Raw genomic sequence first — 24357 nt, 5'->3', positions numbered from 1 at the left:
GTCACCGATCGGTTTAATCCGACACTGAGACTAATATTCGCTGGTTGACTTGTACAACGGAGAGCAAAAGGTAGCTGCGCCGCTACCCGCCCATGAGCATGCGCCACTGATCCAGGTCGCGCGCCCGGTAGACGTAGTTGGTGCGACGCACATCGTCGAGCGGCGCGCTGGGTTCGGCCGAATACCAGTGCCCGGGGAAGACCGTCGGGTCGCCCGGCAATGCGGCCAGCGCCTGCAGGCTGCGGAACATGTCGTCGACGTTGCCGCCCGGGAAATCGGTGCGGCCGCAGCCCTCCAGGAACAGCGTGTCGCCGGCCACCAACCGGCCGTCGAGCAGGAAGCACTGGCTGCCCGGGGTGTGTCCCGGGGTGTGCAGCAGCTCGATCGGCACGGACCCGACCTGCACGACGTCGCCGTGCTGGTGGGACGTCAGCTCCGACGGTGCGATGCCGGTGACCCGCGATACCCAGTCCGCCTCGTGGGCGTTGACGTGCACCGGCACGCTGACCCGCTCCAGCAGCTCGGCCAGGCCCTTGAGCTCGAAGCCCATCATCGAGCCGCCGACATGGTCGGGATGGTGGTGGGTGACGAGCACGCCGGACAGGTGCATGCCGTCGCCTTCGAGGACGTCGACCAGATCACCCGCGGCGTAGGCCGGGTCGACCACCACGCAGTCGCCGGTCTCCCGGTCGCCGATGAGGTAGGCGAAGTTGCGCATCTGCGCCGCGATCGGATCGGTCGCCGCGAAGTCGCGGCCGGCGAGCAACTGGCGGAAATACAGGCGGTCATCAGGCATGCCGACAGCTTAAGAGGGCGGTCGGCCGTGTGATGTGGGTGTGGACGGGGTGGGGTACGGGCGTGACGCGGGTTGGGCCGCGGGGCGTGACGCGGGTTGGGCCGCGGGGCGTGACGCGGGTTGGGTCCGCGTGGCTCGGTCCGCGTTGGGCCCGCGTGGCTCTGCCCGCGTTGCTTGGCCGAGTCGAAGTGCGCGGCTTCAATCTCGCCGCGCGGATGGCAGGCAGATTGCAGCCATGTACGTATTTCGGCCTCGGGGCGTCCCTGACGTCAATCGGGACTGGTAAGGACGCTGGTTGATTGAAACCACGGATTTTTGCGCTGGGCAGGCATGCCGCTGGGCGGCGTTGATGGGCGGTGGCGTTTTTGCGTCGGGCGACCACTTCGCAGGGCGGCGTTCATTCACAGTGCGGCATTCATCCACAGGGTGAGCTCAGCGGCACGGGTTTGGATGCGGTGGCGTCGGAGGTTCCCGACAACATCGCGCCATGAGGGTAATCATCGGCAGCGAGGCGCTCGCCGCGGGAATGGTCACGCGCAATGACCTGCGGAGGCGCTACACGCGCATGTTCCCGGACGTGTACGGCCCGCCCAAACCGACCATTCGGGAACGCGCTCGCGGTGCGTGGTTGTGGTCCGGCCGGCGTGGTGTCATCGCAGGAGTGGCGGCGTCGGCGCTGCATTGGGCGAAATACGTCGACGACGATGTCCCGATCGAGTTGCTGTGGCGGAACGGTCGCCCACCGAGCGGTTTGATCGTGCGGAATGAGATATACGCGGCGGATGAGGTCACGACGTACGACGGGATTCCGCTGACCACGCCGGCGCGAACGATCTTCGATCTGGGTCGGCACCTCAACCGCGATGCGGCCGTCGCACGGATCGACGCACTGCTGTGGTTGGGTCGTGTCGGCGTGCCCGATGTTGAGCCGATCGCCGCACGATATCCGTGGGCGCGCGGTGTCGAAAAGCTGCGCGTGGCACTGGAGCTGGCCGACGACGGGGCCGAGTCGCCCCGGGAGTCGCGGCTGCGCCTACTGCTCACGGATGCGGGGATGCGTCCGACCGACACTCAAATCCCGGTCTACGAGGGCAACCGGCTGATCACCAAGTTCGACATGGGTTGGAAGCAACTGCGAATCGGGGTGCAGTACGAGGGAAAGCACCATCAGACCGATCGTGGGCAGTATGTATACGACCTGCAGGTGCTGCCAAAGCTCGAAGCGAGAAATTGGATCGTCGTCAAGGTCATCAAGGAAGACACCGACAATGACATCCTGGCCCGGGTGGCGGCGGCTTTGTACCGCCGTGGGTGGCGGGCGGCGTAGTTCGGTGGCCTGGTCTCGACGGTCCGTGGCTCTACAAGTTCAAAACCGACAAGGACCTTTGGGGACAACCAAGACGAACACCAATGATCGTCCCGCCCCCCAACCCAGGCGTATCAGGTGACCACTGCCCGATCTTGGCGACTCACGTTGCGTCGAAGGCCTGGCTACTGGCTTCAATCAGCCTGCCGGTTGGGGTGAGCGCATTGCACTGAGGTATCGATGGTGCGGCGTAGCGGTACCTGACGTCAATCGCCACGTGCGAGACAAAGCGATGATTGAAGTCCGGGACACCTGCGGCACCGGATCTGGGCGACAAAACAACGCCGACCGCTGGGGCCGATGCGGATACCCAGGCGCGGGCTCCCGATCGGGCCGCGGGTGCGGATGCGGATACCGAGGCGCGGGCTCCCGATCGGGCCGCGGGTGCCGATGCGGACACCGCGGCGACAGCCGCCGTCGAAACGAACAACAAGCCGACAGCAGCCGTCGAGTGGCCTGAAATAGCGGGATTGAGCTGCCGTTTTGGCAGGTGAAACAGCGAGACGGTAACCTCTTTAAGGCCCACGGGGTAGACAGTCGTAACCGGCAGTCCGAAACCGAGGGTCAGGCCCCCTTAGCTCAGTCGGCAGAGCGTTTCCATGGTAAGGAAAAGGTCAACGGTTCGATTCCGTTAGGGGGCTCGGTGGACATATGGCGAGCGGAGCGACGGAAGTAAAAATCCGCCGCTGCGCCGCCTGTGTCTGTCGGGGCGGTGTAGCTCAGCTGGTTAGAGCGCACGACTCATAATCGTGAGGTCGGGAGATCGAGCCTCCCCACCGCTACCAGCACAACAGAGATTCGAAGCGAAAGAGGCAGAGACGTGGCGTCGAGTACCGACGTACGGCCGAAGATCACCTTGGCCTGCGAGGTGTGCAAGCACCGTAACTACATCACCAAGAAGAACCGTCGCAACGACCCGGATCGTCTTGAGATCAAGAAGTTCTGCCCGAACTGCGGTACGCACCAGCCGCACAAAGAGTCGCGTTAGCCACTCGCCGTGGGTCTGGCGGACATTGTCGGTTTCCACTACCGGCATCCCGAGAGCTATGAGGTCGGGCGCGAGAAGATCCGTGAGCACGCGGTCGCCGTTCAGAACGACGACGCGTCCTTTCACACGGAGTCGGCCGCGGCCGAGCTCGGCCACGACGCGCTGCTGGCACCGTTGACTTTCATCAGCATCTTCGGTTACCAGGCGCAGCTCGCGATGTTCGGCGCCGCCGGCATCTCCGTCTCGGACGCCCAGATCGTCCATGTGGATCAGTCGCTGAAGTTTCTGCAGCCCATCAAGGCCGGCGACACGCTGTACTGCGACGTGTACGTCGACTCGTTCCGACGGGCACACGGCACCGACATCGTCGTGAACAAGAACATCATCACGAACGATCGCGGTGAGGTTGTGCAGGAGGCCTACACGACCTTGGCTGGTCGGTCGGCTGATGAGGACGGACAGGGAGGATTCTCAGATGGCGCTTCGTGAGTTCAGTTCGGTCAAGGTCGGCGACGAGCTGCCCGAGAAGATCATCAAGCTGACCCGGCAGGACCTGGTCAACTACGCCGGCGTCTCCGGCGACCTGAACCCGATCCACTGGGACGACGAGATCGCCAAGCAGGTCGGTCTGGACACCGCCATTGCGCACGGCATGCTGACCATGGGCCTCGGCGGCGGTTTCATCACCAACTGGGTCGGTGACCCGGCCGCCGTGACCGAGTACAACGTCCGCTTCACCTCGGTGGTCCCGGTTCCCAACGACGGCATCGGTGCCGAGCTGGTCTTCAGCGGCCGCGTGAAGTCGGTGGACGAGGAATCCAAGTCGGTGACGATCGCCATTTCTGCCACCACCGGTGGAAAGAAGATCTTCGGCCGCGCCGTCGCGACCGCGAAGTTGGCGTAGCCCATGCCGGTGAATCCCGACATCTTGGGCATGGTCCACAAGTACCCCCAGGTATTCACTGTGGGGCGCGAGCAGGTCCGGCAGTACGCCAAGGCCGTCAAGTCGGACCACCCGGTCTCGATGGACGAAGCCGCCGCAGCGGAGTTGGGCCACGACACCCTGATCGCCGGCCCGACGTTCGTCGCGATCGTCGCGCTGCTGGTCCAGCAGGATTTCTTCCGCGTCGTCGATGTCGGCATGGAGACCATGCAGATCATCCAGGTCGACCAGAAATTCGTTTACCACCGCCCGATCAAGGTCGGTGACCGGCTGCACGCGACCGTCGAGATCATCTCCATCGAGCATCGGTTCGGTGCCGACATCGTGCAGACCCGCAACACGCTCACCGACGACGACGGTGGACTCATCATGGAGGCCTTCACCACTCTGATGGGCCACGAGGGCGACAACTCGGTGTCGGTGCGCTACGACCGCGAGACCGGTCAGGTCCTGCGCTCGGCTGCCGGAGCGGATTAGTAACTCAGACTGGGGCCGATGTACACTCGGTCCTCGGGGATCCACCCTTTCAAGCGCGCTGTCCGTCGGTTACACATCGACCGATCGGGGAGCGCGCGAATTGTGTGAGGACCCAACCAGATGTACCGACCTGGTCGGTACTGAAGGGGCGTAGCTCAATTGGCAGAGCAGCGGTCTCCAAAACCGCAGGTTGCAGGTTCAAGTCCTGTCGCCCCTGCTCAACTGAATACCGATGTGGACACTGGAAATGTGACCACCTGGAACAGACGAAAGGCATGCGGTGAGCGACGAGCGCGATAGTGCCGGCTCCGCAGGCGCCGGTACTGATGCGGGCACCGACGCGGGCGAAAGCGAGTCGCAGGGCCAGACCGCAGTTGTGACGCGCCCCGCGCGTCCGACCGGAAAGCGGGCCCGGCGGGCCGTCGAGGTCGACGAGTCCGAATCGGACGTCGACACCGGCGACACCGACTCCGACTCCGACGACAGCACGGCCGACGCTGGCAAGAAGTCCAAGCCGAAGAAGGCTGAAAAGTCCAAGAAGACGGGCCCCACGCGGAACCCGTTCGTGTTTGTCTGGAACTACCTCAAGCAGGTCGTCGCCGAGCTGCGCAAGGTCATCTGGCCGAACCGCAAGCAGATGATCGGCTACACGACCGTCGTACTCGTGTTCCTGGTCTTCATGGTGGCGCTGATCGGTGGGGTCGACCTCGGTCTCGCCAAGCTCGTCATGTGGGTGTTCGGCTGACGCCGAGCGCCCGCCGGGACGAGCTCAAGAACGTAAGAGAGGACTGACTACCGTGACTTTCGATGGCGAGACACCTTCGGACGAGTCCGACGTGACCGCCGAGGCAGTCGAGTCGGTGGAGACCTCGGACGAGACCGTGGACGCTGACGACACCCTGGACACCGACTCGGCCGACGCTGAAGAAGCGCCCGAGGCGACTGACGTGGTCGTCGACGAGACGGTGGAAGCCGCCGCCGAGGAGCCCGAGGACGAGGATCCCGCGGTCGCGCTGAAGAAGCAGCTGCGTCGTCAGGCAGGCGAGTGGTACGTCATCCACTCGTACGCCGGTTACGAGAACAAGGTGAAGGCCAACCTCGAGACCCGCGTGCAGAACCTGGATGTCGGCGACTACATCTTCCAGGTCGAGGTGCCGACCGAAGAAGTCACCGAGATCAAGAACGGCCAGCGCAAGCAGGTCAACCGCAAGGTGCTGCCGGGCTACATCCTGGTGCGCATGGACCTGAACGACGAGTCGTGGGGCGCCGTGCGCAACACCCCGGGGGTCACCGGGTTCGTCGGTGCGACCTCGAAGCCGTCGGCGCTGTCGCTCGACGACGTCGTGAAGTTCCTGCTGCCGCAGGGCGCCGCGAAGAAGCCCGCCAAGGCGACGGCGGCCGCCGCCGCGTCGGGCGCCGACAGCGAAGCCACCCTGGCGCGTCCGGAAATTCTGGTCGACTTCGAGGTCGGCGAGTCCGTCACCGTCATGGACGGCCCGTTCGCCACGCTGCCCGCGTCGATCAGCGAGGTCAACGCCGAGCAGCAGAAGCTCAAGGTGCTGGTGTCCATCTTCGGACGCGAGACACCGGTCGAATTGACCTTCACGCAGGTCAGCAAGATTTAATCGCGAGCCTCGGCTCCCGGTTAGCAGGAACGTAGTCGCGCCGCGACTACCTAGAAAGGAACACCACACCAATGGCCCCGAAGAAGAAGAAGGTCGTCGGGCTGATCAAGCTTCAGATCCAGGCCGGCGCGGCCAACCCCGCCCCGCCCGTGGGTCCGGCGCTCGGCCAGCACGGCGTCAACATCATGGAGTTCTGCAAGGCGTACAACGCCGCGACAGAAAGCCAGCGCGGAAACGTCATCCCCGTCGAGATCAGCGTCTACGAGGACCGCACGTTCACGTTCGTCCTGAAGACCCCGCCGGCCGCCCGGCTGCTGCTCAAGGCTGCGGGCATCCAGAAGGGTTCGGCCGAGCCGCACAAGACCAAGGTCGCCAAGATCAGCTGGGACCAGGTCCGCGAAATCGCCGAGACCAAGAAGGAAGACCTCAACGCGAACGACATCGACGCCGCCGCCAAGATCATCGCCGGCACCGCGCGCTCGATGGGTATCACCGTCGAATAGTTCGACCCACAAGTCGAATAGTCGACCTTAAGCAACACGTGGAAGAGCCCGCTTCGGCTCGCTAACCACAACCTCTGAACTGGAGATTTGAATGAGCAAGAACAGCAAGGCATACCGCGAAGCTGCCGAGAAGGTAGACCGCGACAACCTGTACACCCCGCTCCAGGCCGTCAAGCTGGCCAAGGAGACGTCCTCGAAGAAGCAGGATGCGACCGTCGAGGTTGCGATCCGGCTGGGTGTCGATCCTCGTAAGGCAGACCAGATGGTGCGTGGCACCGTCAACCTGCCGCACGGCACCGGTAAGACCGCCCGCGTAGTGGTGTTCGCGGTTGGTGAGAAAGCCGAGGCCGCTGTGGCCGCCGGCGCCGATGCCGTCGGTAGCGATGACCTGATCGAGCGTATCCAGGGTGGGTGGACCGACTTCGACGCCGCGATCGCGACGCCGGACCAGATGGCCAAGGTCGGTAAGATCGCCCGCGTCCTCGGCCCGCGTGGTCTGATGCCGAACCCGAAGACCGGCACGGTCACTCCGGACGTGGCCAAGGCCGTGTCCGACATCAAGGGCGGCAAGATCAACTTCCGCGTCGACAAGCAGGCCAACCTGCACCTGATCATCGGCAAGGCCTCGTTCGACGAGGTCAAGCTGGCCGAGAACTACGGTGCCGCGCTGGACGAGGTGCTGCGCGCCAAGCCGTCGTCGTCGAAGGGCCGTTACCTGAAGAAGGTCACCGTCTCGACGACCACCGGCCCGGGCATCCCGGTCGACCCGGCCGTCACCCGGAACTTCACCGAAGAGGCCTGAGCCACAACAGCTCTGACAACGGACCCCCGTACGACTCCGGTCGTACGGGGGTTCGTTGTCTTAGACGTACCAGTGGATGGTGTGCAGTCCGCGGTACACGCGCCCGAAGAACTGCGTGTGCCGTCGGCGGAAGGTGTCGATGGCCGACGGCGGCACACCGACTCTGGCGGCCGCCCGTAACACGATCTGATCCCGAACTCCTATGTGCGCCTTCTCGATCAGCCCGATCACCGCATCCGTGGTGAAGTGGATGCGGTCCACTCCGTGCCAGAGCCGGGGAAGCGGGGCCGGGCGCTGTTGCATCCAGGCGGTGATGCGTTGGCGAAAGACCGGTTGGGGCATGGAGATTCCGTTCTGTTCAGTCGGTTGCGGAGCGGGTATCGCCACGGTCATGCCGCCGTGCTGTGGTCGGTCGGCAGCGGCGCGGCAGCGGCGTCGACAAACGCGCAGAGGGCGCGCCCCATGTCGGCTATCGCGGCCCGGGCATCGGGAAGGATGTCGGCCCCGGCGTGGAAGACGTGCAATGCGCGATCCCAGATCTGCACGGTGCAGGGCACTGCCGCATCACGGCAGCACCGGGCCAGTTGTTCGGCGTCGGCCAGGAGGACCTCGGTCGAGCCGACCTGGATGAAAACCGGTGGGAGCCCGGTGAAGTCGTGATTCACCGGCGACCACCGCGGATCCAGATTGCGGCCGGCAGCGAAACCCATCAACGCCGGGACCGAGAGCGTGAAGGCCGACAGCACGGCGTCCGTCCGATCGTTGGCGTGGGCCAGCCTGCGGGCCGGGTCGAGATCGGCCCACGGTGCGATGGCACCGATGCCGCCGGGCATCGGCAGTCCGCGCTCACGTGCGGCCAGCGCAGCGGCGAAGGTCAAACCGCCGCCCGCGGAATCGCCGGCGAACACGATCTTGTCGGGTGCGAAGCCCAGCCCGAGCAGGTACTCGTAGGCGTGGAGCGCGTCGGCGACGGTGTCCGTGATGTGGGCTGCCGGCAGCTGCCGGTAGTCGACGTTGAGCAGCGGGATGCCCGCGGCGCGGGTGATGCGGCCCGCGATCCGGCGATGACTGTGCAGCCCACCAGCCACAAAACCACCGCCGTGGAAGTAGAGGATCGCACCGCCGGTGACCTCGTCGGGTCCGGCGATTGTCTTGTGCCACAGCCATTCCGCGCGGAAGTCGGCGAAGCGCAGCGCGCGGCGGCGGGTGCCGCGCGGTGCCCGCAGCGGGACGGTGACGAGCTCCGCGAGGTTGGCGATGCGGAACGCGGGAGTGCCGCGCAGTGGGCCGCGGTAACCCAACATCGCAATCGCGTCGAGCGCAGGTCGAATTGTTCTGCGGCCCAACGCATCGGCGATCCGTAGCGCCATGCTCGCTCGGCTGGGCAATTCGATGGTGACGCAGTCGATTGCGCTCATACCCGAACTTCCTCGGTCGTGGCCGCGATGTCGTAGCGGTAGTCGTCGAGCGGGAACTTGCGGTTGCCGCGGCTCGCTTCGAAAAATCCGGAGGGACGGATGTACGTGGTGTCGCCCTGCGAATTGCGGTAGTAGGTTGGCACATGCCCGTTGAGGTCAGCGAGGTAATAGCGCAACAGGTCGGCACGTTGGTAGGTCGTGCGGTGGTAGGCGTCGGCGGCTTCGCGGCGGATTTCGCAGACCTGCGCCGCGCGGCGGTGGGTCTCGCTGATCGCGCGAATGGCATGGTCTGCAGTCATTTCCACGAACGCGTGCCAGCCTGACCCGGTCCACGAGTACGGGCCGCACAGTGTCCACCGGTTGGGTAACCCGGGCACTGAGACGCTCTCGTACGCCTGCAGCCCTTCCTTGTTGTAGAACTTGGCGAGGTCGAAACCACCTCGGCCCATGACGGTTCCCGGGCGATACGTCTCCGGGTCGGAGAACACCTCGTAACCGGTGGCCAGGATCAGCACGTCCAGCTTGTGGAGAATTCCGTCGCGGGTCCGGACGCCGGTCGGCGTGATCTTCTCGATGGGATCGGTCACCAGCGATACGTTGGCGCGGTTGTAGGCCTGCAGGTATCCGTTGGACATCGTCGGCCGTTTGGCGAGCAGACCGAAGTTCGGCGTCAGCTTCGCGCTGGTCTCCGGGTCGTGCACCGTCTTGGCGACGAATCTGCGGTAGCCGCGGATGCAGAGCGCGTCGGCTCGGTCGAGCGTCGCATGCGAGGTCCGCAGTGCCCCACGGAGAACCAGGTCGACCACGACCAGGACGCCGCCGTGGATCGTGGCCTGCACACCGGGGATCGCCAGCAGCTTCTTCATCGCTGCGGGTACGCGGAAGTCGGGTTTCGGAATGGACCAGACCGGGGTGCGCTGGAACACCGTCAGATGGCCGACCTCCGGTGCGATCGCCGGAATGATCTGCACCGCACTGGCTCCCGTGCCGATGATGCCGACGGCCTTGCCGGCCATGTCGTAGTCGTGGTCCCAATCCGTCGGCCGCTGCACCTTGCCTTTGAACGATTTCGCACCGGCAATCCCGATGTCCTCCTTGGGCCGGACGAACGCGCCCACCGCGCTGATCAGGAACCGCGCCGTGACGACGGAGCCGTCGGCGGCGTGCAGCTTCCAGAAACTGCCGGTGTCGTCCCACTCCTCCCGCTCGATGTCGGTGTTGAACCGGATACGGTCGTACAAACCGTATTTTCGGGCGACATCGACGTGGTACTGCTTGACCTCCGCGCCTTTGGCGAAGAAACGATCCCAGTTCGCGTTGCGGGCGAACGAGTACTGATACGCGATGGTCGGGATGTCCACGCCGAGACCGGGGTAGTGGTTCTCGTGCCAGCTGCCGCCGACATCGTCGGCGCGTTCGAGGATGACGAAGTCGTCGATGCCGGCCTTGCGGAGCTTGACCCCCGCGGCGATCCCGCCGGGCCCGGCGCCGATGACGGCAACCTCGAATTGTGGCGTTGTACTCATGCGCTCACGCCCTCGGGCACGTGCACCGTGTTGCGGGTGAACCGGTAGTCCGACAGCGGGAAATGCTTTTTCGCCCAACGCATCTCCAGAACCGTGGTCGGGCGGAACGCCGCGGCGTCGCCGTGATGATTGAGGTAGTAGGTGTTGGAGCCGCCGCACGCCGAGGTCATCAGCGGAGTCCCCGCCACGCGCTTCTGCATGTCCGCGAAGAAGCGGTCGTGCGGCTCCTGCTTGACCTCCACACGGGTGGCGCCACGCTGCCGCGCCTCGGTGATCACGCGCACGGCGTGGTCCCCGGTCGACTCGATCAACACCAGATACGAGCCCGGCGCATAGGCGTACGGCCCGATGACAAGGAAGGCGTTGGGGAACTTCGGCGCCGAGACGCCCTGATACGCCTGATAGCGGTTGGCTTCCCAGAACTCGTTGAGATCGACGCCGTCGCGGCCCAGGGTCGGGAACGGCGGCGTACTGCCCTTGGCCATGACCTTGAATCCGTTGGCGCACAACAACACATCGATGTCGTGCGCCGCGCCGCCCTCGGTCACCACCGCGTCGGGGATGACCTTTTCGATGGGGTCGGTCACCAGATCGACGTGCGGCAGGTTGTAGGTCTTGAAGTACTCGTTGTGCATCGACGGCCGCTTACAGCCCAGTAGGTACCTCGGCGTGAGCTTCTCCCGCGTCACCGGATCCTTGACCTGCGTACGCATCCAGAGCTTCAGCGCGGCTTCCGCACCGCGGATGAGCGGCTTCATGCGCCGCCCGTGCAGCATGCCGGCGCCGACACCGACCTCGACACCCACCATGCCGATCGCGCGCAACGGCGCGCGCAGTATCGGGGTGCCCAGTACGGCCTTGGTGACCGGCCCGGTGTTCCAATCCGGCTTGGGCGCGACCCAGATCGGGGTGCGCTGGAACACCGTGAGGTGGGAGGCGACTTTGGCGACCTCCGGAATCAGTTGCAACGCACTGGCGCCCGTGCCGATCACGCCGACCCGCCTACCGCGCAGATCGACGCTGTGATCCCAGGCGGCCGTGTGCAGCACCGTCCCGCCGAAGCTGTCGATGCCCGCGATATCCGGGAGGTTCGGCACCTCCAGGCCGCCGATGCCCGCGATGATGAACCGGGCCGTCACCTCGCCGGCGTCGGTACTGACGTGCCAGATGTCGTTCGCCTCGTCGAACCGGCAGCCGGTGACCGTGGTGTTCAGGCGCAGCTTGGGCCGCAGCCCGTGGGCGTCCACGACCTCCTCGGCATACGCCTGAATTTCGTGGCCCGGTGCGAAAAGCCGCGACCAGTAGCCCTTTTGGTGATAGCTGAACTGATAGATGAACGACGGAATGTCGACGGCGACGCCGGGGTAGTGGTTGGCGTTCCACGTCCCGCCGACCTTGTCCCATTTGTCGAGGATGACGAAGTTCTCGATGCCGGCCTGCCGGAGCCGGACGCCGGCGTTGATGCCGCCGAAGCCCGCACCGATGACGACGACCTCGAATTCGGGGGTCTCGCTGGATGTCATTGTCATATCTCCTATTTCCCGGTCAGCCGGGCGAGTGTTTTACCAGCGAAGGGGATCACCGATTCGATGCGTTCGAAGGACGCGCGCGCGAGCACCTCGCGCGTGAGGCTGGGGGAGAGCCGGAACAGCCCGTACAGCAGCCAGGCTTCCGGTGCGACCGGCACGATGGCCGAATTCCACCGCACGGCCCGTTCGATCGCCCGGGCCACCTTCTGCGGCGAGGTGTAGGCATATCGCTGCATACCGCCCGCGCTCTCGCGCCACGCCGCCTGCTGCGCCGCGGTGAGTCCGGCCCGTTCACCGTTCGCGAGCAGGTTGGTGCGGATGGCGCCCGGACAGATCGCCGTGACGCCGATCCCTTTGCCGCGCAACTCCACTCGAAGCGACTGCGAGGCCATCAGGACCGCCGACTTCGCGACGCCGTATGCGGGCTCGAGTCTGGACGGGAAGTACGCCGCCGCCGACGACAGGTTCACGATATGGCCGCGAATCCCGTCGTCGATCATCTGTTGCGCGAAGACCCGCGATCCGTAGATGACGCTCATCAAGTTGATGTCGATCTCACGCTGCCACTGGGCGGCGCTCATCTCGACGAACCCGCCGAGGTCCATGACGCCCGCGTTGTTGATCAGCACGTGGGGCGCGCCGAAGTGGGCAAACATCCACTCGCCGAAGGCCCCCCACTCGTCGTCTGCGGCCACATCCAGCCGGTAGGCGACGGCTTGGCCGCCCGCGCCGACGATCTGCTCGACCGTCTCCTTCGCGGCCGGCATGTCGGTGTCGGCGACGACCACCCGACCGCCCTTGGCGGCGAACAGCTTTGCCGTCTCGCGCCCGATGCCGGCACCTGCGCCGGTGACGATGACGTTCTTCATCGTCTACCTCCGAAGAGCTTGCCGGACAGGGCGACTGCCTTGTCGGCGATCGACATCGTGAACAGTCCCAAGAATCCGCGCGCCGCACTCGGTGACAGCCGGTACAGATACCAACCGGCCCAGGCCTCGATGCCGACCGGCACCGTCGATAGGTTCCAGCGCACCGCGCGTTCGATGGCAGTTGCCACACGATCCGGGGAACGGCCGAAGTGACGATGTCCGGCGGCGAGGTTCGACGACCAATCCGCACTGTCGCCGTCGTTCACGCCACCGCGAGTTCCGTTGGCGGCCAGGCTTGTCCGGATCAGTCCGGGGCAGATCGCGCTGACGCCGATGCCCTTGTCGCCGAACTCGGCACGCAGCGCCTGCGTGCCGAACCACGCTCCGGCCTTGGCGACCACGTACGAGGGGGCGATGGGCGTCGGCATGAACGCGCCGACCGAGCACACATTGACGATGTGACCGCGCGTGCCGGAGTCGACCATGCGCTGCACGAACAACCGAGACCCGACCAGCGGGCTCATCATGCTGATCTGGATCATCCGCCGCCAGTCCGCGTTGGTCTGTTCCAGGAATCCGCCGCCGATCAGGATGCCCGCGTTGTTGACCACGACATCGGGCACGCCGTGCTCGACGCAGACCCAAGCGGTGAAATCCTCCCAGTCGTCGAGGTCGGCGACGTCGAGTCGCCGGAACGCGGCGCTGCCACCGGAGTTCTCGATCAGCTCGACCGTCTCCCGGCCGGTCTGCTCGTTGATGTCGGCCACCACGACCTCGGAGCCGTTGCGGGCGAACCGCAAGGCCGCCGCACGTCCGATGCCGCTACCGGCACCCGTCACCACTGTCACCGCCATGGTCGACATCCTTCGGCAGTGCTGGTCGTGCTGTGCGTATCGGTCATTTCGACTCCTTGGGGCGATCGCAATGAAAAGAATTGAGCAGTAATCAATTTCGCTGGGCGGGACGCGTCGCCGGGTCTACGTCTTGCTCATCGCGGACATGGGCATGGCGCCGCCGTCGGGCTGTCCGCCGTGAAGCCGATGTCACATTTCGGATAGTGGCCCTATTCGGATATGGGAGCAATATCAAACTTCCGGCGCGTCGACGCGGTAGTCTGGCCTCTCGTCGGCGACCGGTTGGCGGACCTGCGGAGGACACTGTGGCGGCTCGGAAAGTGTTGACACGCGCGGAGAGTCAGGCACAAACGCGCCAGGATGTGCTCGATTCGGCGGCGCGGCTGTTCTACGCGAACGGGTATCACGGCACCTCCATCGCAGCCATCGCGGCCGACGCCGGCCGCACCATCGGCGCCGTCTACAGCAACTTCGCGGGCAAAGAGGCGCTCTGCCTCGAAGTCCTCCGCACGAGGTACCTCGCGGAAACCACCAAGCTGCTGGAAATGCTTGTCGGCGAGTCGGATTCGGTGGACGACAGGTTCGGGGTGCTGGCGATCTGGTGGTCGCGGTTGTCGTCGGACATCCCGCTCACGGTGCTCGGCTCGGAGTACCTGTTGAGCACTTTGGGGGACCCCGAGCAGACTGCCGGAACCATGGACACCATCAATCGGTTCCGGGAGTCGGTCCGGGTGATGATCGAGGACCTGATACCCGAGGGCGTCGACCCCGCCGACCCGCGATTGGACGAGGCGATCGACGCCATCGTGGCGACCGGAAGCGGACTGGCGATATCGCAAGCCATCGGGATGGCCGACGCCGACCAGAGCGCGGCGCTGTTGGTGACCACGCTGCGGATGTGGATGGACCGGCTGGCCACACCGCAGGCGGCAGATGATCGGCCTGACAAGTCCGCGCCGACGAAGAATCGGCGGGCCGGTGCCAAGAACACCAGAAAGCCGGTGTCGCCCGGGCGCTGAGCCCGCCGACCGCCTTGGAGCGCCGCGACTTCCGGCGATCCCGTGGTTGCCCGGTGCCGGGATCTGGCAACCTCGACACATGTTCGTGCGAACCCTCGCGGTGATGTTGGGAGCCGCGCTCGCGGTGAGTGATGTCGGCACGGCCTCGGCAGCACCACAGCCCGCCCCGCCGCCGGTGTCACCGCAGGCCGCCGCGGCCGGATTGATCGACGTCCGGACCGTCGTCCCCGACGCGGTGATCGACCTGCGCTACGCCACCCCCAACAACTTCGTCGGCGTCGCGCTGTACCCAGCCGATGCCCGCTGCCTGATCCACGAGTCCATGGCGCCGGGGCTGGCCACCGCCGCCCGGATACTGCGCGCGCACGGCGAGGTGCTGACGTTCTGGGACTGCTACCGCCCGCATGACGTGCAGGTGCGGATGTTCCAGGCGGTGCCCGACCCCAACTGGGTCGCCAAACCCAGCCAGTTCGCGCGCAGCCACGAGTCCGGCCTGTCGGTGGACGTGACCATCACCGGCGTCGACATGGGTACCGATTTCGACGACTTCACGCCGCGCGCCACGGCCTACGCGACCGTGGGAGTCACCCCCGCGCAGCAGGCGAACCGCGCGCGGCTGCGCGACGCCATGGTCGCCGGCGGGCTGACCGTCTACCCGGGGGAGTGGTGGCACTTCAACGGGCCGGGCGCATCGGAGCCGCGCCCGATCCTCGACGTGCCGGTGAACTGAGTCAGCCGGCGACCAACTGCGCCAGCAGCGCCCGGTGGTCGGAACCGGGCACCTGCAGCGTCCGCAGCGACGTGGCCACGTACCCGCGCGTCAAGATGTGGTCGACGGCGAAAACCGGCGGCGCGACGATGTCGGACGGATGAGTGCGCACCACACCGGCACCGGCCTGCGCGCCGGCATCCTGATAGCCCTGCCGCAGCAGCCGGCGGAACTCGCGCATGTCCGGCGTCGCGTTCAGGTCACCGGCCAGCAGCACCGGGCCGGTGCTTGCCCGGGCCGCCGTCAGCAACGTGCCGGCCAGTCGCGCCAGGTCGTCGCGCCAGCCTTGGAGCGGATCGGGCCACGGCGCGGACAGGTGGACGGTCAGCACCCGGGTGGGGGCGGGCGCCCCGGGCACGTGGACGTCGGCGGCCAGCATTCCCAGCCAGAAGCCGTCATCGATGCGGACGTCACTGATCGGGTGGCGGCTCCACAGTCCGACGCCACCGGGCTCGTCCATCTCGCGCAGCGCCCGGTGCGGGAACAGCCGGTCCAGCCCGGCGGCCTCCAGCCGCGCCAACGCGGCGGGTGTAAGTTCCTGCAGCGCAACGATATCCGCGCTCGCCTCGGCGTACCGGACGACGGCTTCGGCATCGGCCCGCCCGTAGCGCAGGTTGGCCGACAGGAACCGAAGCGCCGTCCCCGACGGCGCCTTCGTGCGCCGGAACAGAGGCACTTGTACGGCAATCGCAGCGACAGTGGTCGCGACGGCGACCGCGGTCAGCGGCCAGTTCCTCGCGGCGCCCAACAGCACGGCGCCCACCGGCGCGCCCATGGACACGTAGGGCGCACCGGCGGCCAGCGCCAACAACGATCTGTTGACGATCGGAACCCACCGCATCGCGATCGCCGCCGCGGCTGCACAGAGCGACAAGGCGCCCGCGTACGTCAGAACCGACTGCCACATCGCGATGATTCGCCTCCGTGTTCTCGTGTTCGGGCTGCTGCCGCGCGTCACGCCATCGTGAATGTACCGGACGTGGGTTCGGACCCATGTTGGTGACTTTGGCAACGGTAATTCGTATTTGCTGAGCTTGGTAATTATGTGTGCTATGCAACGTGCGTGCGCAGATTTATTGGAAAATTCTGTCAGGAGTCTATCAGCCGGCTGTGAGTAGATATAGCCGTTTCACCTGGTTGTTGACCATAGGTATGTTTATTTCTCTAACGGTTCTGCAGATTTGTTGTCGTCAATGGAGGTAATTTCTCCGCCATTCATCGACGGCCTTTTAGCAATTCGCTGGCCAGTCGTTCGGGGTGAGGAGGCTGGCATGTATTGGTCGCTGCGCGCATTGGTCCGCGCCTGTTCGTTCCGCTGTATTATCGCGATGCTCCCGATCGCGCTGATCTGTGCGTACGCGCCGCCGAGTGTGCCGTCGAATCCGACCGCCCAGATCGTGCCCGCTGCGGAGATCGTGTCCGCGCCGTCGACGATCGGGATCGCCGACTCGGGGCTGTACGGACAGACTCAGGCGCAGATCGACCAGACACTCGACACGCTGCAGTCCATCGGGGTCCAGGACATTCGCGTGTTCGTCCCGTGGATCTTCGTCGAGCCCGCGCAGGGCACCTACAACTGGTCCTACATGGACATGGTCATGCAGGCCGCGGCCGACCGGAACATGGGCGTCATGGTGGAAATCGCCAGCACGCCGACATGGGCGGGCTCGTCGACCTCCATCACCGGTGCCGGCACACCCGACCCCGCCACGTACGCGTCATTCGCCGCCGAGGTGGCCAAGCGCTACGGCTCGACCATCTCGGCCTACGAGATCTGGAACGAGCCGAACTACGTGCTGTCCTCGGATCCCATCGATGCCACCGCCTATGCGGCGCTGCTCAAGGCGGCCTATCCGGCGATCAAGGCGGTCGACCCGACCGCCACCGTGGTCGCCGGCGCGCTCGGCAGCGTCATCAGCTTCGGCAGCATCACGCTCGATCCGGTGACGTTCGTCAAGGAGATGCTGGCTGCCGGGGCCTCCGGCTACTTCGACGCGTTGTCGTTCCATCCTTATCAGGAGTCGCTGCCCTTCTCGTCGGGCGCCGGAGTCGCGAATTCCCCACTGATGCAACTCAATGCGATCTATCAGCTCCTGCAGCAGTACGGCGACGGCAACCTCAAGATCTGGATCAGCGAGTTCGGTGCGTCCACCAACGACGTCAGCGAGCAGACCCAGGCCGACCTGATCAAGAATCTGATCGACACCTGGCAGACCCTCGCGTATGCCGGGCCGGTGTTCATCTACACCGCGCAGGACGGCGTCGCCGGTGCGGACGGCTTCGGCATCTACAACGCCGACTGGACGCCGAAGCTGGCAGTCGCCGTCATCGAGGCCGCGATCAAGGAGTACGCCAGCAGTGCGGCCGGCGGTGTCGGCTCGACAGTCGGGGGAGTCGTCTCCGGGGTGACGGCGATCGCCCAGTCGCTGGCGAGTCTGCTGAATTCGATCAGCCTGGCGATCCAGGGTGAGTTCCAGCAGCTCGGCAAGGCCATCAACGCCTGGGTGACGGCCGTCAGCTCTCACCTCAGCGGAGCACTGCCGACCGCCACGCCGTTGGCTGCGAAGGCGGCCGCAAAGACCGGCACCACCGCTACCGAGACATCCGCCGCGACGACGGCCACGGCGGAATCCGAGGGAACCACGTCGACGGGAGCCACGTCGACGGCAATCAAGGTGAAGAAGCGTGCCAAGGTCGCCGGGTCGACCACGTCGACGACGGCCGACAGCACCGCGGCATCGGATACCGCAGCGGCAGGCACGGCGTCGGATACCGCCGCGTCGACTGATCCGTCCGGCAAGACATCGGTCACCGCCAAGCCGCGCAAGGCCGCCGGATCGAGCGCGCACGCCAAGGGTGCGCGTGACAAAGCCGCCAAGTCGGACACATCAGGCGATGAGGCGTCGACCCCGCCCGTCGTCGAGAAGCGCTCGCACCGTCACGGTGACGCAAGCGCGAAGTCCTCGGCATCCGCCAACTGATCCCGAAAACGAGTAGCGCCCCCGACCTCGGGTCGGGGGCGCTACTCGTCGAAAATGCTTACGCGGCTTCCTTTTCCTTGGTGTAGGTCACCAGGCTGACGTCGAGGCACTCGTCGAGGAAGTAGTACTGGCAACCGGTCAGATACTTCATGTAGCGGTCGTAGTTCACCTGGCCGGAGATCGCGATCGCCTCGTCCTTGTGGTGCTCGAGGTTGGCCGCCCAGACGCCGAGCGTCTTGATGTAGTGGTTACGCAGCGACAGCGGCTCGGGGACGTTGAAGCCGGCTTTTTCGCCATGATCGATCATCATTTGCGTGGTGGGCAGGCGACCGCCCGGGAAAATGTCTGTGGCCATGAACTTGATGAACCGCGCCATCTCGAACGACACCTTCTTGCCGCGGGCCGACATGTCGAAAGGGTGGTAGCTCACACTGCTCTGGATGGTCATGCGTCCATCGGCGGGCATGATCTCGTAGCAGTTCTTGAAGAAGTCGTCATAGCGCTCGAAGCCGAAGTGTTCGAAGGCCTCGATCGACACGATGCGGTCCACCGGCTCGTGGAACTCTTCCCAGCCCTGCAGCAGCACCGGGTGCGAACGGTCCGACTCGGTGTTCCTCAGCAGTTCCGTGCAGAACGCCTGCTGGTTCTTGCTCAGCGTCAGACCGATGACGTTGACGTCGTACTTCTCCATGGCGCGCTGCATCGTCAGGCCCCAGCCGCAGCCGATCTCCAGCAGCGTCATGCCGGGCTTGAGGTCCAGCTGTTCGAGGTGCTGGTCCACGTTGGCAAGCTGCGCCTGTTCCATCGTGACGGTAGGTCCGGTGAAGTAGGCGCAGCTGTACTTGCGGGAGTTGTCCTGGAAAAGTCCGAAGAAATCGTCAGACAGGTCGTAGTGGGCTTGGATGTCCTCGAAATGCGGCCGCATGTCCTTGGCCCCAGTCGAATCCTGAATCATCTGTAACACCTTACTTGACCTTCCTCACTCAGTGGTGATGCCGGTCACTAAATCACAATCGTGACCGCACAATACCTGGCCCCCAACCGATTCCTTGACGTTGGTGTAACGCGCCGTCACGGTCAGTCGAGACAGCAAACGTAACCGCCTTCAGGCCGGAAGCCGCGTTCATTCCCCCAGCGTGGCGGCGGCTGTGACCGGACTGATACGTCTACGGGATTTCGGCAAATGTGGTGGCCAGTTCACCGGCAATGTCGTCCCAGAGGGGCTCGGGCAGGTCATGACCCATGCCGTCGAACAACACCAACCGAGCGCGCCGGATCGCTTTGGCCACTGCTCGACCACCGCTCGGTCGCATCAGTTTATCGGCTCGACCGTGGATGACGACCGTGGGGACGGTGATCATCTCGTCGTAGCGCCGCAGGCTGCCGCTGCCCAGGATGGCCCCGAAGTGCCGGGCCACGCCGACGGGGTAGTAGGAGCGGTCGTAGCTTTCGGCGGCGTCGGCCTCGGCCCGGTCGAGCGGCGTAGGGTAGCCGGGGCTACCGATGATGCGGCCGACGTTGACCGCGTTGGCGATGACGCCGGCGCGCGACGTGTCCTGCGGCCGCGTCGTGATGGCCTTGAGTTGCTTCGGCCCGGGCGGCGGCAACAGCGGCTGGTTGTTACTCGAGAAGATGACGCCGAGCGTCTTGGTGCGGTGCTGGTAGCGCGCCGCGAAGACCTGCGCGATCATGCCACCCATCGACCCGCCGACGATGTGTGCCTGCTCGATCTGGAGGTGATCCAGCAGTGCCGCGGCGTCGTCGGCCATGTCCTCCAGCGTGTAGACCGCGTCGCTGCGCAGGCCGGCGTACGAGCGCAGCATCCGGGGCAGCAGCGCGGAACCGGAGCGCCGGCCCTCGATCTTGGTGGACAGGCCCACGTCGCGGTTGTCGAACCGGATGACGCGGTAGCCCCTCTCGACGAGCTTGTCGCAGAACCCTTTTCGCCACAACAGCAGCTGCGCACCCAGGCCCATGATGAGCAGCACCGCCGGATGGTCCGGGTTGCCCATGTCCTCGTAGGCGATGTCCAGGTCGCCAGAGCGGGCGAAGCCGGTCCGGACCTCGGGGGTGGTGTCTCGTTCGGGCTGCATGGGCCTAGTCCTCGGATTCTTCGTGATTCATGGTCGGATGCGGCCGGCGGCCTACTCCTCGGCGTTCTTGTGGTCGCGGCTGATATCCACCATGAAATTGGCGAAGTAGCCCTTCAGCTGGGGATCGCTCATCATCTGCCACCGCGGTGCCAGCAGCTTCATGTACCGCTCGACGTAGAGGAACTGCTTGCCGATCAGGACCAGCTCGCGCGGCAGCTTGACGTCGTACGCGTCGGCGAGGGTGGACAATTGCTTGCCGATCTCGGCGTAGGACAGGTCGCCCAGCGACTTCATGGTGAGCGGCGTGGTGAACGCCTCCAGGTCCTTGGCCGCCTGGCCTTCCGGCTTGACCGTGCCGACGGCGCCCATCATGACGACGATCCGGCCGGCCGCGGCGTGATCCTTCGAGACCAGCAGCGCGTAGACGAGTTCGCGCAGCAGCCACCGCGTCCGCGGGTCGATGCGGCCCATGATGCCGAAGTCGAAGAAGACGATCTTGCCGTCCTTGTCGACGTGGAGGTTGCCGGCGTGCAGGTCGCCGTGGAACAGGCCGTGCTTGAGGCCGCCCTCGAAAACGCTGAACAGCAGGGCCTTGACCAGTTCCTCACCGTCGAACCCGGCCTTGCGGATGGCGGCGGCGTCGTCGATGCGGATGCCCTCGACGCGTTCCATGGTCAGCACACGCTCGCTGGTCAGGTCCCAGTAGACCTGGGCCACCCGGATGTTCCGGCCCAGCGGCGAGGCGTGCATGTGCGCCACCCAGGCGTCCATGGACTGCGCCTCGAGCCGGAAGTCGAGTTCCTCGGCGAGGTTGTCGGCGAAGTCGGCGACCACGTCCTGCGCGGAGAGCCGCTGGCCCAGCTTGGCCAGCTCGGCGATCTGCGCGCCGCGCTTGAGAATCTGCAGATCGGCGGCCACGCGGCGGCGGATGCCCGGGCGCTGGATTTTGACGACGACCTCTTCGCCGGAGTGCAGCGTCGCGTAGTGCACCTGGGCGATGGACGCGGAGGCGAAGGGCTCGTCGTCGAAGGTGGCGAAGAGGTCGGCCGGGTCGCCGCCGAGTTCTTCGCGCAGCAGCTTGTGCACCTCGTCCTTGTTGGCGGGCGGAACCCGGTCGAGCAGGCTGCGGAACTCGCGGCTCAGCGGCTCGCCGAAGGCCCCGGGGCTGGACGCGATGATCTGGCCGAGCTTGACGTACGTCGGCCCGAGATCGGAGAAGGCCTTCGGGACCTGCTTGATCACCTTCTGCTGCAGGCTGCCCTTGGTGAAGGCACTGCCGACGACGCGGACGCCGGTGCGGGCGATTTGCCAGCCGGTGGCCCCGATGCGGGCGGCTTCGACGGGCAGCGGCACCCGGTCCAGCCGGGCGCCCTCGCGGTGCGGTGTCTTCGAACCCATTGGTGAAGTGTCTCAAAACCGCGGGTACCGCCAAAAAGGTGTGTCCTGTGTCACGCCCTTTCGGCGGTGCAGGTCAGACGAAGACGCTCTCGATGTCGGCGCGGCTGCGGACCGGGTCGCTGCCGGGCACGTACGCCGGGACCGTGTGCGGTGCCAGCTCCGGGTCGACCCCGCCTTTGACGCGGGCCTTGGCCTGACGGAATTCCGGGAACGGTCCGGCGGCGGCGTGCAGGCCGTTGATGATCGACCACACGACCGCGCGGCGGGCCGTGCGCTCGATCGGGTTGGGGTCGGTGTGGCCCAGCAGCTGCTTGGCCCACTTCGGCATGGTGTCCCGCACCGCCCAGTCGACGGCGCTCTGCGGCATCGGCAGGTTCGGGCCGGTGGCCATGGCGGCGCCGTGCGTCAGCGCCAGCCTGGGGAGATAGGACTTCAGGCACTCGAGGGTCTCCGCCTTGGTCGTGGGCAGGTCGGTGCCGCCGAGGGCGTGCCCGACACGGATGAACTCGCCGTAGTAGCGGTCGAGTTTCTTGCCGCGCAACGGGTTCGGGTGGTAGAGCTCGTGCGCGGTGGCCAGACCCCACACGACGGTCGCGTAGTTCCAGCGCAGCCAGTCCGGGTCGTCGGCGTCGTAGGCGGCGCCGTCCGGGCGGACCCCCTTGATGGTGTGGTGCATGGCGCGCACGGTCCGGGCCAGGTTCTCGGCGGTCTCGGTGCTGCCGTAGGCGGTGCCGATGAAGAACGCGATGGAGTGGCCGAGCCGCACGGCCGCGCCCTTGGGGTCGATCACCGGGACGGCCTCGCCGTTGTCGTCGCGCTGGACCAGGCGCGAGTGGTGCATCCCCATCCAGTAGATGGACGGGTCGAGGCGCTCGATGAACGCGGCGCACTGCAGGCCGAAGACCAGCGCCTCGGTGTGGGAGTGCACATGCCAGACAGCGCTGCCGGGGCCGAACCAGCCCGGGTCGCCGGCGGGACCGGCGAACTCCATGCCACGGAAATAGTTCCGCCGGATGGTCTGGTCGAACCGGTGCTGAAGCTGGTGCTCGATGAACTGGTGCGGCAGGTACACGTCAACCCCTTCTGGTCACGGTCGTAACCAGAATAGTATTTGGTGACGGGTGTGACCAGACCTAGGCTGTAGGGATGTCGACACCGACCAGGTGGGCGGGGGTTCCGCTCGACGACCGCCGCGCCGAACGGCGCGGGCTACTGGTCGACGCGGCATTCGAATTGTTCGGCTCCGGTGGCGAAACGGCGCTGTCGGTCCGCTCGGTGTGCCGCGAGTGCGGACTCAACACGCGCTACTTCTACGAGAGCTTCGACGGCATCGACGAACTGCTGGGCGCCGTCTACGACAAGGTCAGCATCGAACTGGCCGCCATGGTCGACGCCGCGATCACCGTCGCGGGCGACTCGGTGCGGGACCGGACCCGCGCCGGCATCGCCGCGGTGCTGGGCTTCGGTTCCGCCGATCCGCGGCGCGGGCGGGTGCTGTTCACGGAAGCCCGCGCCAACCCCGTGCTGGCCGCGCGCCGCGCCGTCACGCAAGACTTGCTGCTCGACGCGGTCCTCGCCGAGGGCGGCCGGCTGCACCCGAATTCGGACCCCGTCGCCGCGCGCGTCGGTGCGGCCATGTACACCGGCGCCATGGCCGAGCTGGCCCAGCAGTGGCTGTCCGGCGCGTTGGGCACCGATCTGGACGTGGTGGTCGACGCGGCGCTGGCGCTGGTACTGCGCCGAGAGTGACGAAATGGCTGCCGCGGGGCGTCCGCGGGCAGCCATTTCGTGGATCTCGAGTTACTGGGCGGCGGGCCGCCAGCGCTTGATGTATTCCGTCTCCGGCCATTCCTCCTCGGCGGCCAGCAGCTCGTACATGGTCGCCCGGTCGATGGATTCACGGATGATGTCGGCGTGGCCGGCGTGCCGGGACAGCTCCTCGATGAGGTGCATGCCGACCCACCGCACATTCCAGTGGTCGATGTCGGTCGGGAACCACGGCACGTCGTGCGGAATCGGCACCAGCGCGTCCAGGTCGAGTTCGGCGAAGGCCTGCCGTGTCTTGGCGTTCTGTTCGCGCAGTGCGGCCAGCAGGTCGCCGAGCTTCTCGTCGTCGCGCATGACGTGTTGGTCGGCGTACTCGGCCATGATCTCGGCCATCGGCCGGGTGTCCGGTGGCGGGAAGTCGGGGGCGGCCACCGCGCGCTCGACCCAGCCCGCTTGAACGGCGGTGACGTGCTTGATGAGGCCGCCGACCGACTGGGCGCTCACCGATGGGGTGGAGCGGGCCTGCTCATCGGTGAGGCCGTGGGCGACGGCCGCGAAGGCGTCCTGCTGGAACGCCAGGAAGTTGACGAGGGTCTGACGCTCGTCACCGGCGGGTGCGGGCTGTCCGGGCATG

General features: G+C 66.0%; 26 protein-coding genes and 3 tRNA genes. 16 read left to right on the top strand and 13 right to left on the bottom strand.

Annotation, left to right across the window (positions count from 1 at the left end):
* Window positions 1-82: 82 nt before the first annotated feature.
* Window positions 83-796 carry an MBL fold metallo-hydrolase gene (locus ACJEIK_RS23295; RefSeq protein ID WP_138250519.1) on the bottom strand — a complete coding sequence of 238 codons (714 nt, stop codon included), beginning with the start codon at window positions 794-796 and terminating at the stop codon, window positions 83-85.
* Between the two features lie 487 nt (window positions 797-1283).
* Here ACJEIK_RS23295 and ACJEIK_RS23290 point away from each other — a divergent pair, with 487 nt between their 5' ends.
* The 12 genes from ACJEIK_RS23290 (at window position 1284) to rplA (ending at window position 7500) form a co-directional block, all read left to right on the top strand.
* Window positions 1284-2123 (top strand): hypothetical protein, encoded by an 840-nt coding sequence (locus ACJEIK_RS23290; RefSeq protein WP_073694567.1) that lies wholly within the window; start codon window positions 1284-1286, stop codon window positions 2121-2123.
* A gap of 607 nt (window positions 2124-2730) precedes the next feature.
* Window positions 2731-2803: transfer RNA gene (locus ACJEIK_RS23285), tRNA-Thr, on the top strand.
* A 67-nt stretch (window positions 2804-2870) separates the two neighbouring features.
* Window positions 2871-2947: transfer RNA gene (locus tag ACJEIK_RS23280), tRNA-Met, on the top strand.
* Between the two features lie 35 nt (window positions 2948-2982).
* Window positions 2983-3150, top strand: coding sequence for a 50S ribosomal protein L33 (gene rpmG, locus ACJEIK_RS23275; RefSeq protein WP_003881823.1), 168 nt, complete (start codon window positions 2983-2985; stop codon window positions 3148-3150).
* A gap of 9 nt (window positions 3151-3159) precedes the next feature.
* Window positions 3160-3639: a (3R)-hydroxyacyl-ACP dehydratase subunit HadA gene (hadA, locus tag ACJEIK_RS23270; RefSeq protein ID WP_135356839.1), complete on the top strand. Its 480-nt coding sequence runs from the start codon at window positions 3160-3162 to the stop codon at window positions 3637-3639.
* Entirely contained in the window at window positions 3626-4054 is a 429-nt protein-coding gene (gene hadB / locus ACJEIK_RS23265; RefSeq protein ID WP_061001834.1) for a (3R)-hydroxyacyl-ACP dehydratase subunit HadB, read from the top strand. The genes hadA and hadB overlap by 14 nt, the downstream gene beginning before the upstream one ends.
* A gap of 3 nt (window positions 4055-4057) precedes the next feature.
* On the top strand, window positions 4058-4570 hold the full coding sequence (gene hadC, locus ACJEIK_RS23260) for a (3R)-hydroxyacyl-ACP dehydratase subunit HadC (RefSeq protein ID WP_135356840.1): 513 nt from the start codon (window positions 4058-4060) through the stop codon (window positions 4568-4570).
* Between the two features lie 144 nt (window positions 4571-4714).
* Window positions 4715-4787 (top strand) — tRNA-Trp (locus tag ACJEIK_RS23255).
* Window positions 4788-4850: 63 nt separating this feature from the next.
* Window positions 4851-5315 (top strand): preprotein translocase subunit SecE, encoded by a 465-nt coding sequence (gene secE / locus ACJEIK_RS23250; protein ID WP_135356841.1) that lies wholly within the window; start codon window positions 4851-4853, stop codon window positions 5313-5315.
* A 136-nt stretch (window positions 5316-5451) separates the two neighbouring features.
* Window positions 5452-6195, top strand: coding sequence for a transcription termination/antitermination protein NusG (gene nusG / locus ACJEIK_RS23245; RefSeq protein WP_409431747.1), 744 nt, complete (start codon window positions 5452-5454; stop codon window positions 6193-6195).
* Between the two features lie 71 nt (window positions 6196-6266).
* Window positions 6267-6698, top strand: a complete 432-nt coding sequence (rplK, locus tag ACJEIK_RS23240; protein WP_043401604.1) for a 50S ribosomal protein L11 — start codon at window positions 6267-6269, stop codon at window positions 6696-6698.
* Between the two features lie 91 nt (window positions 6699-6789).
* Window positions 6790-7500, top strand: coding sequence for a 50S ribosomal protein L1 (gene rplA, locus ACJEIK_RS23235; RefSeq protein WP_061001845.1), 711 nt, complete (start codon window positions 6790-6792; stop codon window positions 7498-7500).
* 60 nt (window positions 7501-7560) lie between these two features.
* On the opposite strand, the gene ACJEIK_RS23230 is transcribed toward rplA, so the two are convergent.
* The 6 genes from ACJEIK_RS23230 to ACJEIK_RS23205 are packed head-to-tail and all read right to left on the bottom strand — an operon-like array spanning window position 7561 to window position 13696.
* Window positions 7561-7842, bottom strand: coding sequence for a hypothetical protein (locus tag ACJEIK_RS23230; protein ID WP_135356843.1), 282 nt, complete (start codon window positions 7840-7842; stop codon window positions 7561-7563).
* A 47-nt stretch (window positions 7843-7889) separates the two neighbouring features.
* Window positions 7890-8918, bottom strand: a complete 1029-nt coding sequence (locus tag ACJEIK_RS23225; protein ID WP_135356844.1) for an alpha/beta hydrolase — start codon at window positions 8916-8918, stop codon at window positions 7890-7892.
* On the bottom strand, window positions 8915-10444 hold the full coding sequence (locus ACJEIK_RS23220; protein WP_135356845.1) for an NAD(P)/FAD-dependent oxidoreductase: 1530 nt from the start codon (window positions 10442-10444) through the stop codon (window positions 8915-8917). Before ACJEIK_RS23220 ends, ACJEIK_RS23225 begins: the two co-directional genes overlap by 4 nt.
* Complete coding sequence (locus tag ACJEIK_RS23215) at window positions 10441-11967, bottom strand: NAD(P)/FAD-dependent oxidoreductase (protein ID WP_135356846.1); 1527 nt, start codon at window positions 11965-11967, stop codon at window positions 10441-10443. The genes ACJEIK_RS23220 and ACJEIK_RS23215 overlap by 4 nt, the downstream gene beginning before the upstream one ends.
* Before the next feature lie 11 nt (window positions 11968-11978).
* Window positions 11979-12842, bottom strand: coding sequence for an SDR family NAD(P)-dependent oxidoreductase (locus ACJEIK_RS23210; protein WP_061010589.1), 864 nt, complete (start codon window positions 12840-12842; stop codon window positions 11979-11981).
* The gene (locus tag ACJEIK_RS23205) at window positions 12839-13696 is read right to left on the bottom strand and encodes an SDR family NAD(P)-dependent oxidoreductase (RefSeq protein ID WP_135356847.1); all 858 of its coding nucleotides are present in this window, start codon (window positions 13694-13696) and stop codon (window positions 12839-12841) included. The genes ACJEIK_RS23210 and ACJEIK_RS23205 overlap by 4 nt, the downstream gene beginning before the upstream one ends.
* Before the next feature lie 362 nt (window positions 13697-14058).
* On the opposite strand from ACJEIK_RS23205, the gene ACJEIK_RS23200 reads away from it, so the two are divergent.
* Both ACJEIK_RS23200 and ACJEIK_RS23195 read left to right on the top strand, forming a co-directional pair.
* Window positions 14059-14715 (top strand): TetR/AcrR family transcriptional regulator, encoded by a 657-nt coding sequence (locus tag ACJEIK_RS23200; RefSeq protein ID WP_064858295.1) that lies wholly within the window; start codon window positions 14059-14061, stop codon window positions 14713-14715.
* 79 nt (window positions 14716-14794) lie between these two features.
* On the top strand, window positions 14795-15445 hold the full coding sequence (locus ACJEIK_RS23195) for a M15 family metallopeptidase (protein WP_064858294.1): 651 nt from the start codon (window positions 14795-14797) through the stop codon (window positions 15443-15445).
* A 1-nt stretch (window position 15446) separates the two neighbouring features.
* On the opposite strand, the gene ACJEIK_RS23190 is transcribed toward ACJEIK_RS23195, so the two are convergent.
* Window positions 15447-16391 (bottom strand): endonuclease/exonuclease/phosphatase family protein, encoded by a 945-nt coding sequence (locus ACJEIK_RS23190; protein ID WP_061003119.1) that lies wholly within the window; start codon window positions 16389-16391, stop codon window positions 15447-15449.
* 364 nt (window positions 16392-16755) lie between these two features.
* On the opposite strand from ACJEIK_RS23190, the gene ACJEIK_RS23185 reads away from it, so the two are divergent.
* Window positions 16756-18465 carry a cellulase family glycosylhydrolase gene (locus tag ACJEIK_RS23185; RefSeq protein WP_167838023.1) on the top strand — a complete coding sequence of 570 codons (1710 nt, stop codon included), beginning with the start codon at window positions 16756-16758 and terminating at the stop codon, window positions 18463-18465.
* Window positions 18466-18523: 58 nt separating this feature from the next.
* Here the strand turns inward: ACJEIK_RS23185 and ACJEIK_RS23180 are convergent, their stop codons facing one another.
* The 4 genes from ACJEIK_RS23180 to ACJEIK_RS23165 form a co-directional block, all read right to left on the bottom strand.
* On the bottom strand, window positions 18524-19420 hold the full coding sequence (locus ACJEIK_RS23180; protein ID WP_061003116.1) for a cyclopropane mycolic acid synthase family methyltransferase: 897 nt from the start codon (window positions 19418-19420) through the stop codon (window positions 18524-18526).
* Window positions 19421-19631: 211 nt separating this feature from the next.
* Complete coding sequence (locus ACJEIK_RS23175; protein WP_135356850.1) at window positions 19632-20558, bottom strand: alpha/beta fold hydrolase; 927 nt, start codon at window positions 20556-20558, stop codon at window positions 19632-19634.
* 51 nt (window positions 20559-20609) lie between these two features.
* Window positions 20610-21956 carry an AarF/ABC1/UbiB kinase family protein gene (locus ACJEIK_RS23170; protein ID WP_138250503.1) on the bottom strand — a complete coding sequence of 449 codons (1347 nt, stop codon included), beginning with the start codon at window positions 21954-21956 and terminating at the stop codon, window positions 20610-20612.
* Between the two features lie 73 nt (window positions 21957-22029).
* Window positions 22030-23028 carry an oxygenase MpaB family protein gene (locus tag ACJEIK_RS23165; RefSeq protein WP_409430352.1) on the bottom strand — a complete coding sequence of 333 codons (999 nt, stop codon included), beginning with the start codon at window positions 23026-23028 and terminating at the stop codon, window positions 22030-22032.
* 74 nt (window positions 23029-23102) lie between these two features.
* Here ACJEIK_RS23165 and ACJEIK_RS23160 point away from each other — a divergent pair, with 74 nt between their 5' ends.
* Window positions 23103-23705: a TetR/AcrR family transcriptional regulator gene (locus ACJEIK_RS23160; protein WP_061003108.1), complete on the top strand. Its 603-nt coding sequence runs from the start codon at window positions 23103-23105 to the stop codon at window positions 23703-23705.
* A 51-nt stretch (window positions 23706-23756) separates the two neighbouring features.
* Here the strand turns inward: ACJEIK_RS23160 and ACJEIK_RS23155 are convergent, their stop codons facing one another.
* Window positions 23757-24356 carry a DinB family protein gene (locus tag ACJEIK_RS23155; protein WP_409430351.1) on the bottom strand — a complete coding sequence of 200 codons (600 nt, stop codon included), beginning with the start codon at window positions 24354-24356 and terminating at the stop codon, window positions 23757-23759.
* Between the last annotated feature and the right edge of the window lies 1 nt (window position 24357).

It is taken from the genome of Mycobacterium sp. SMC-16 (genome assembly GCF_046250085.1).
GTDB classification, from domain to species: Bacteria; Actinomycetota; Actinomycetes; order Mycobacteriales; family Mycobacteriaceae; genus Mycobacterium; species Mycobacterium phocaicum.
Note: the sequence above shows the minus strand (reverse complement) of the source record. Positions and strands in the feature narration are given on the sequence as shown.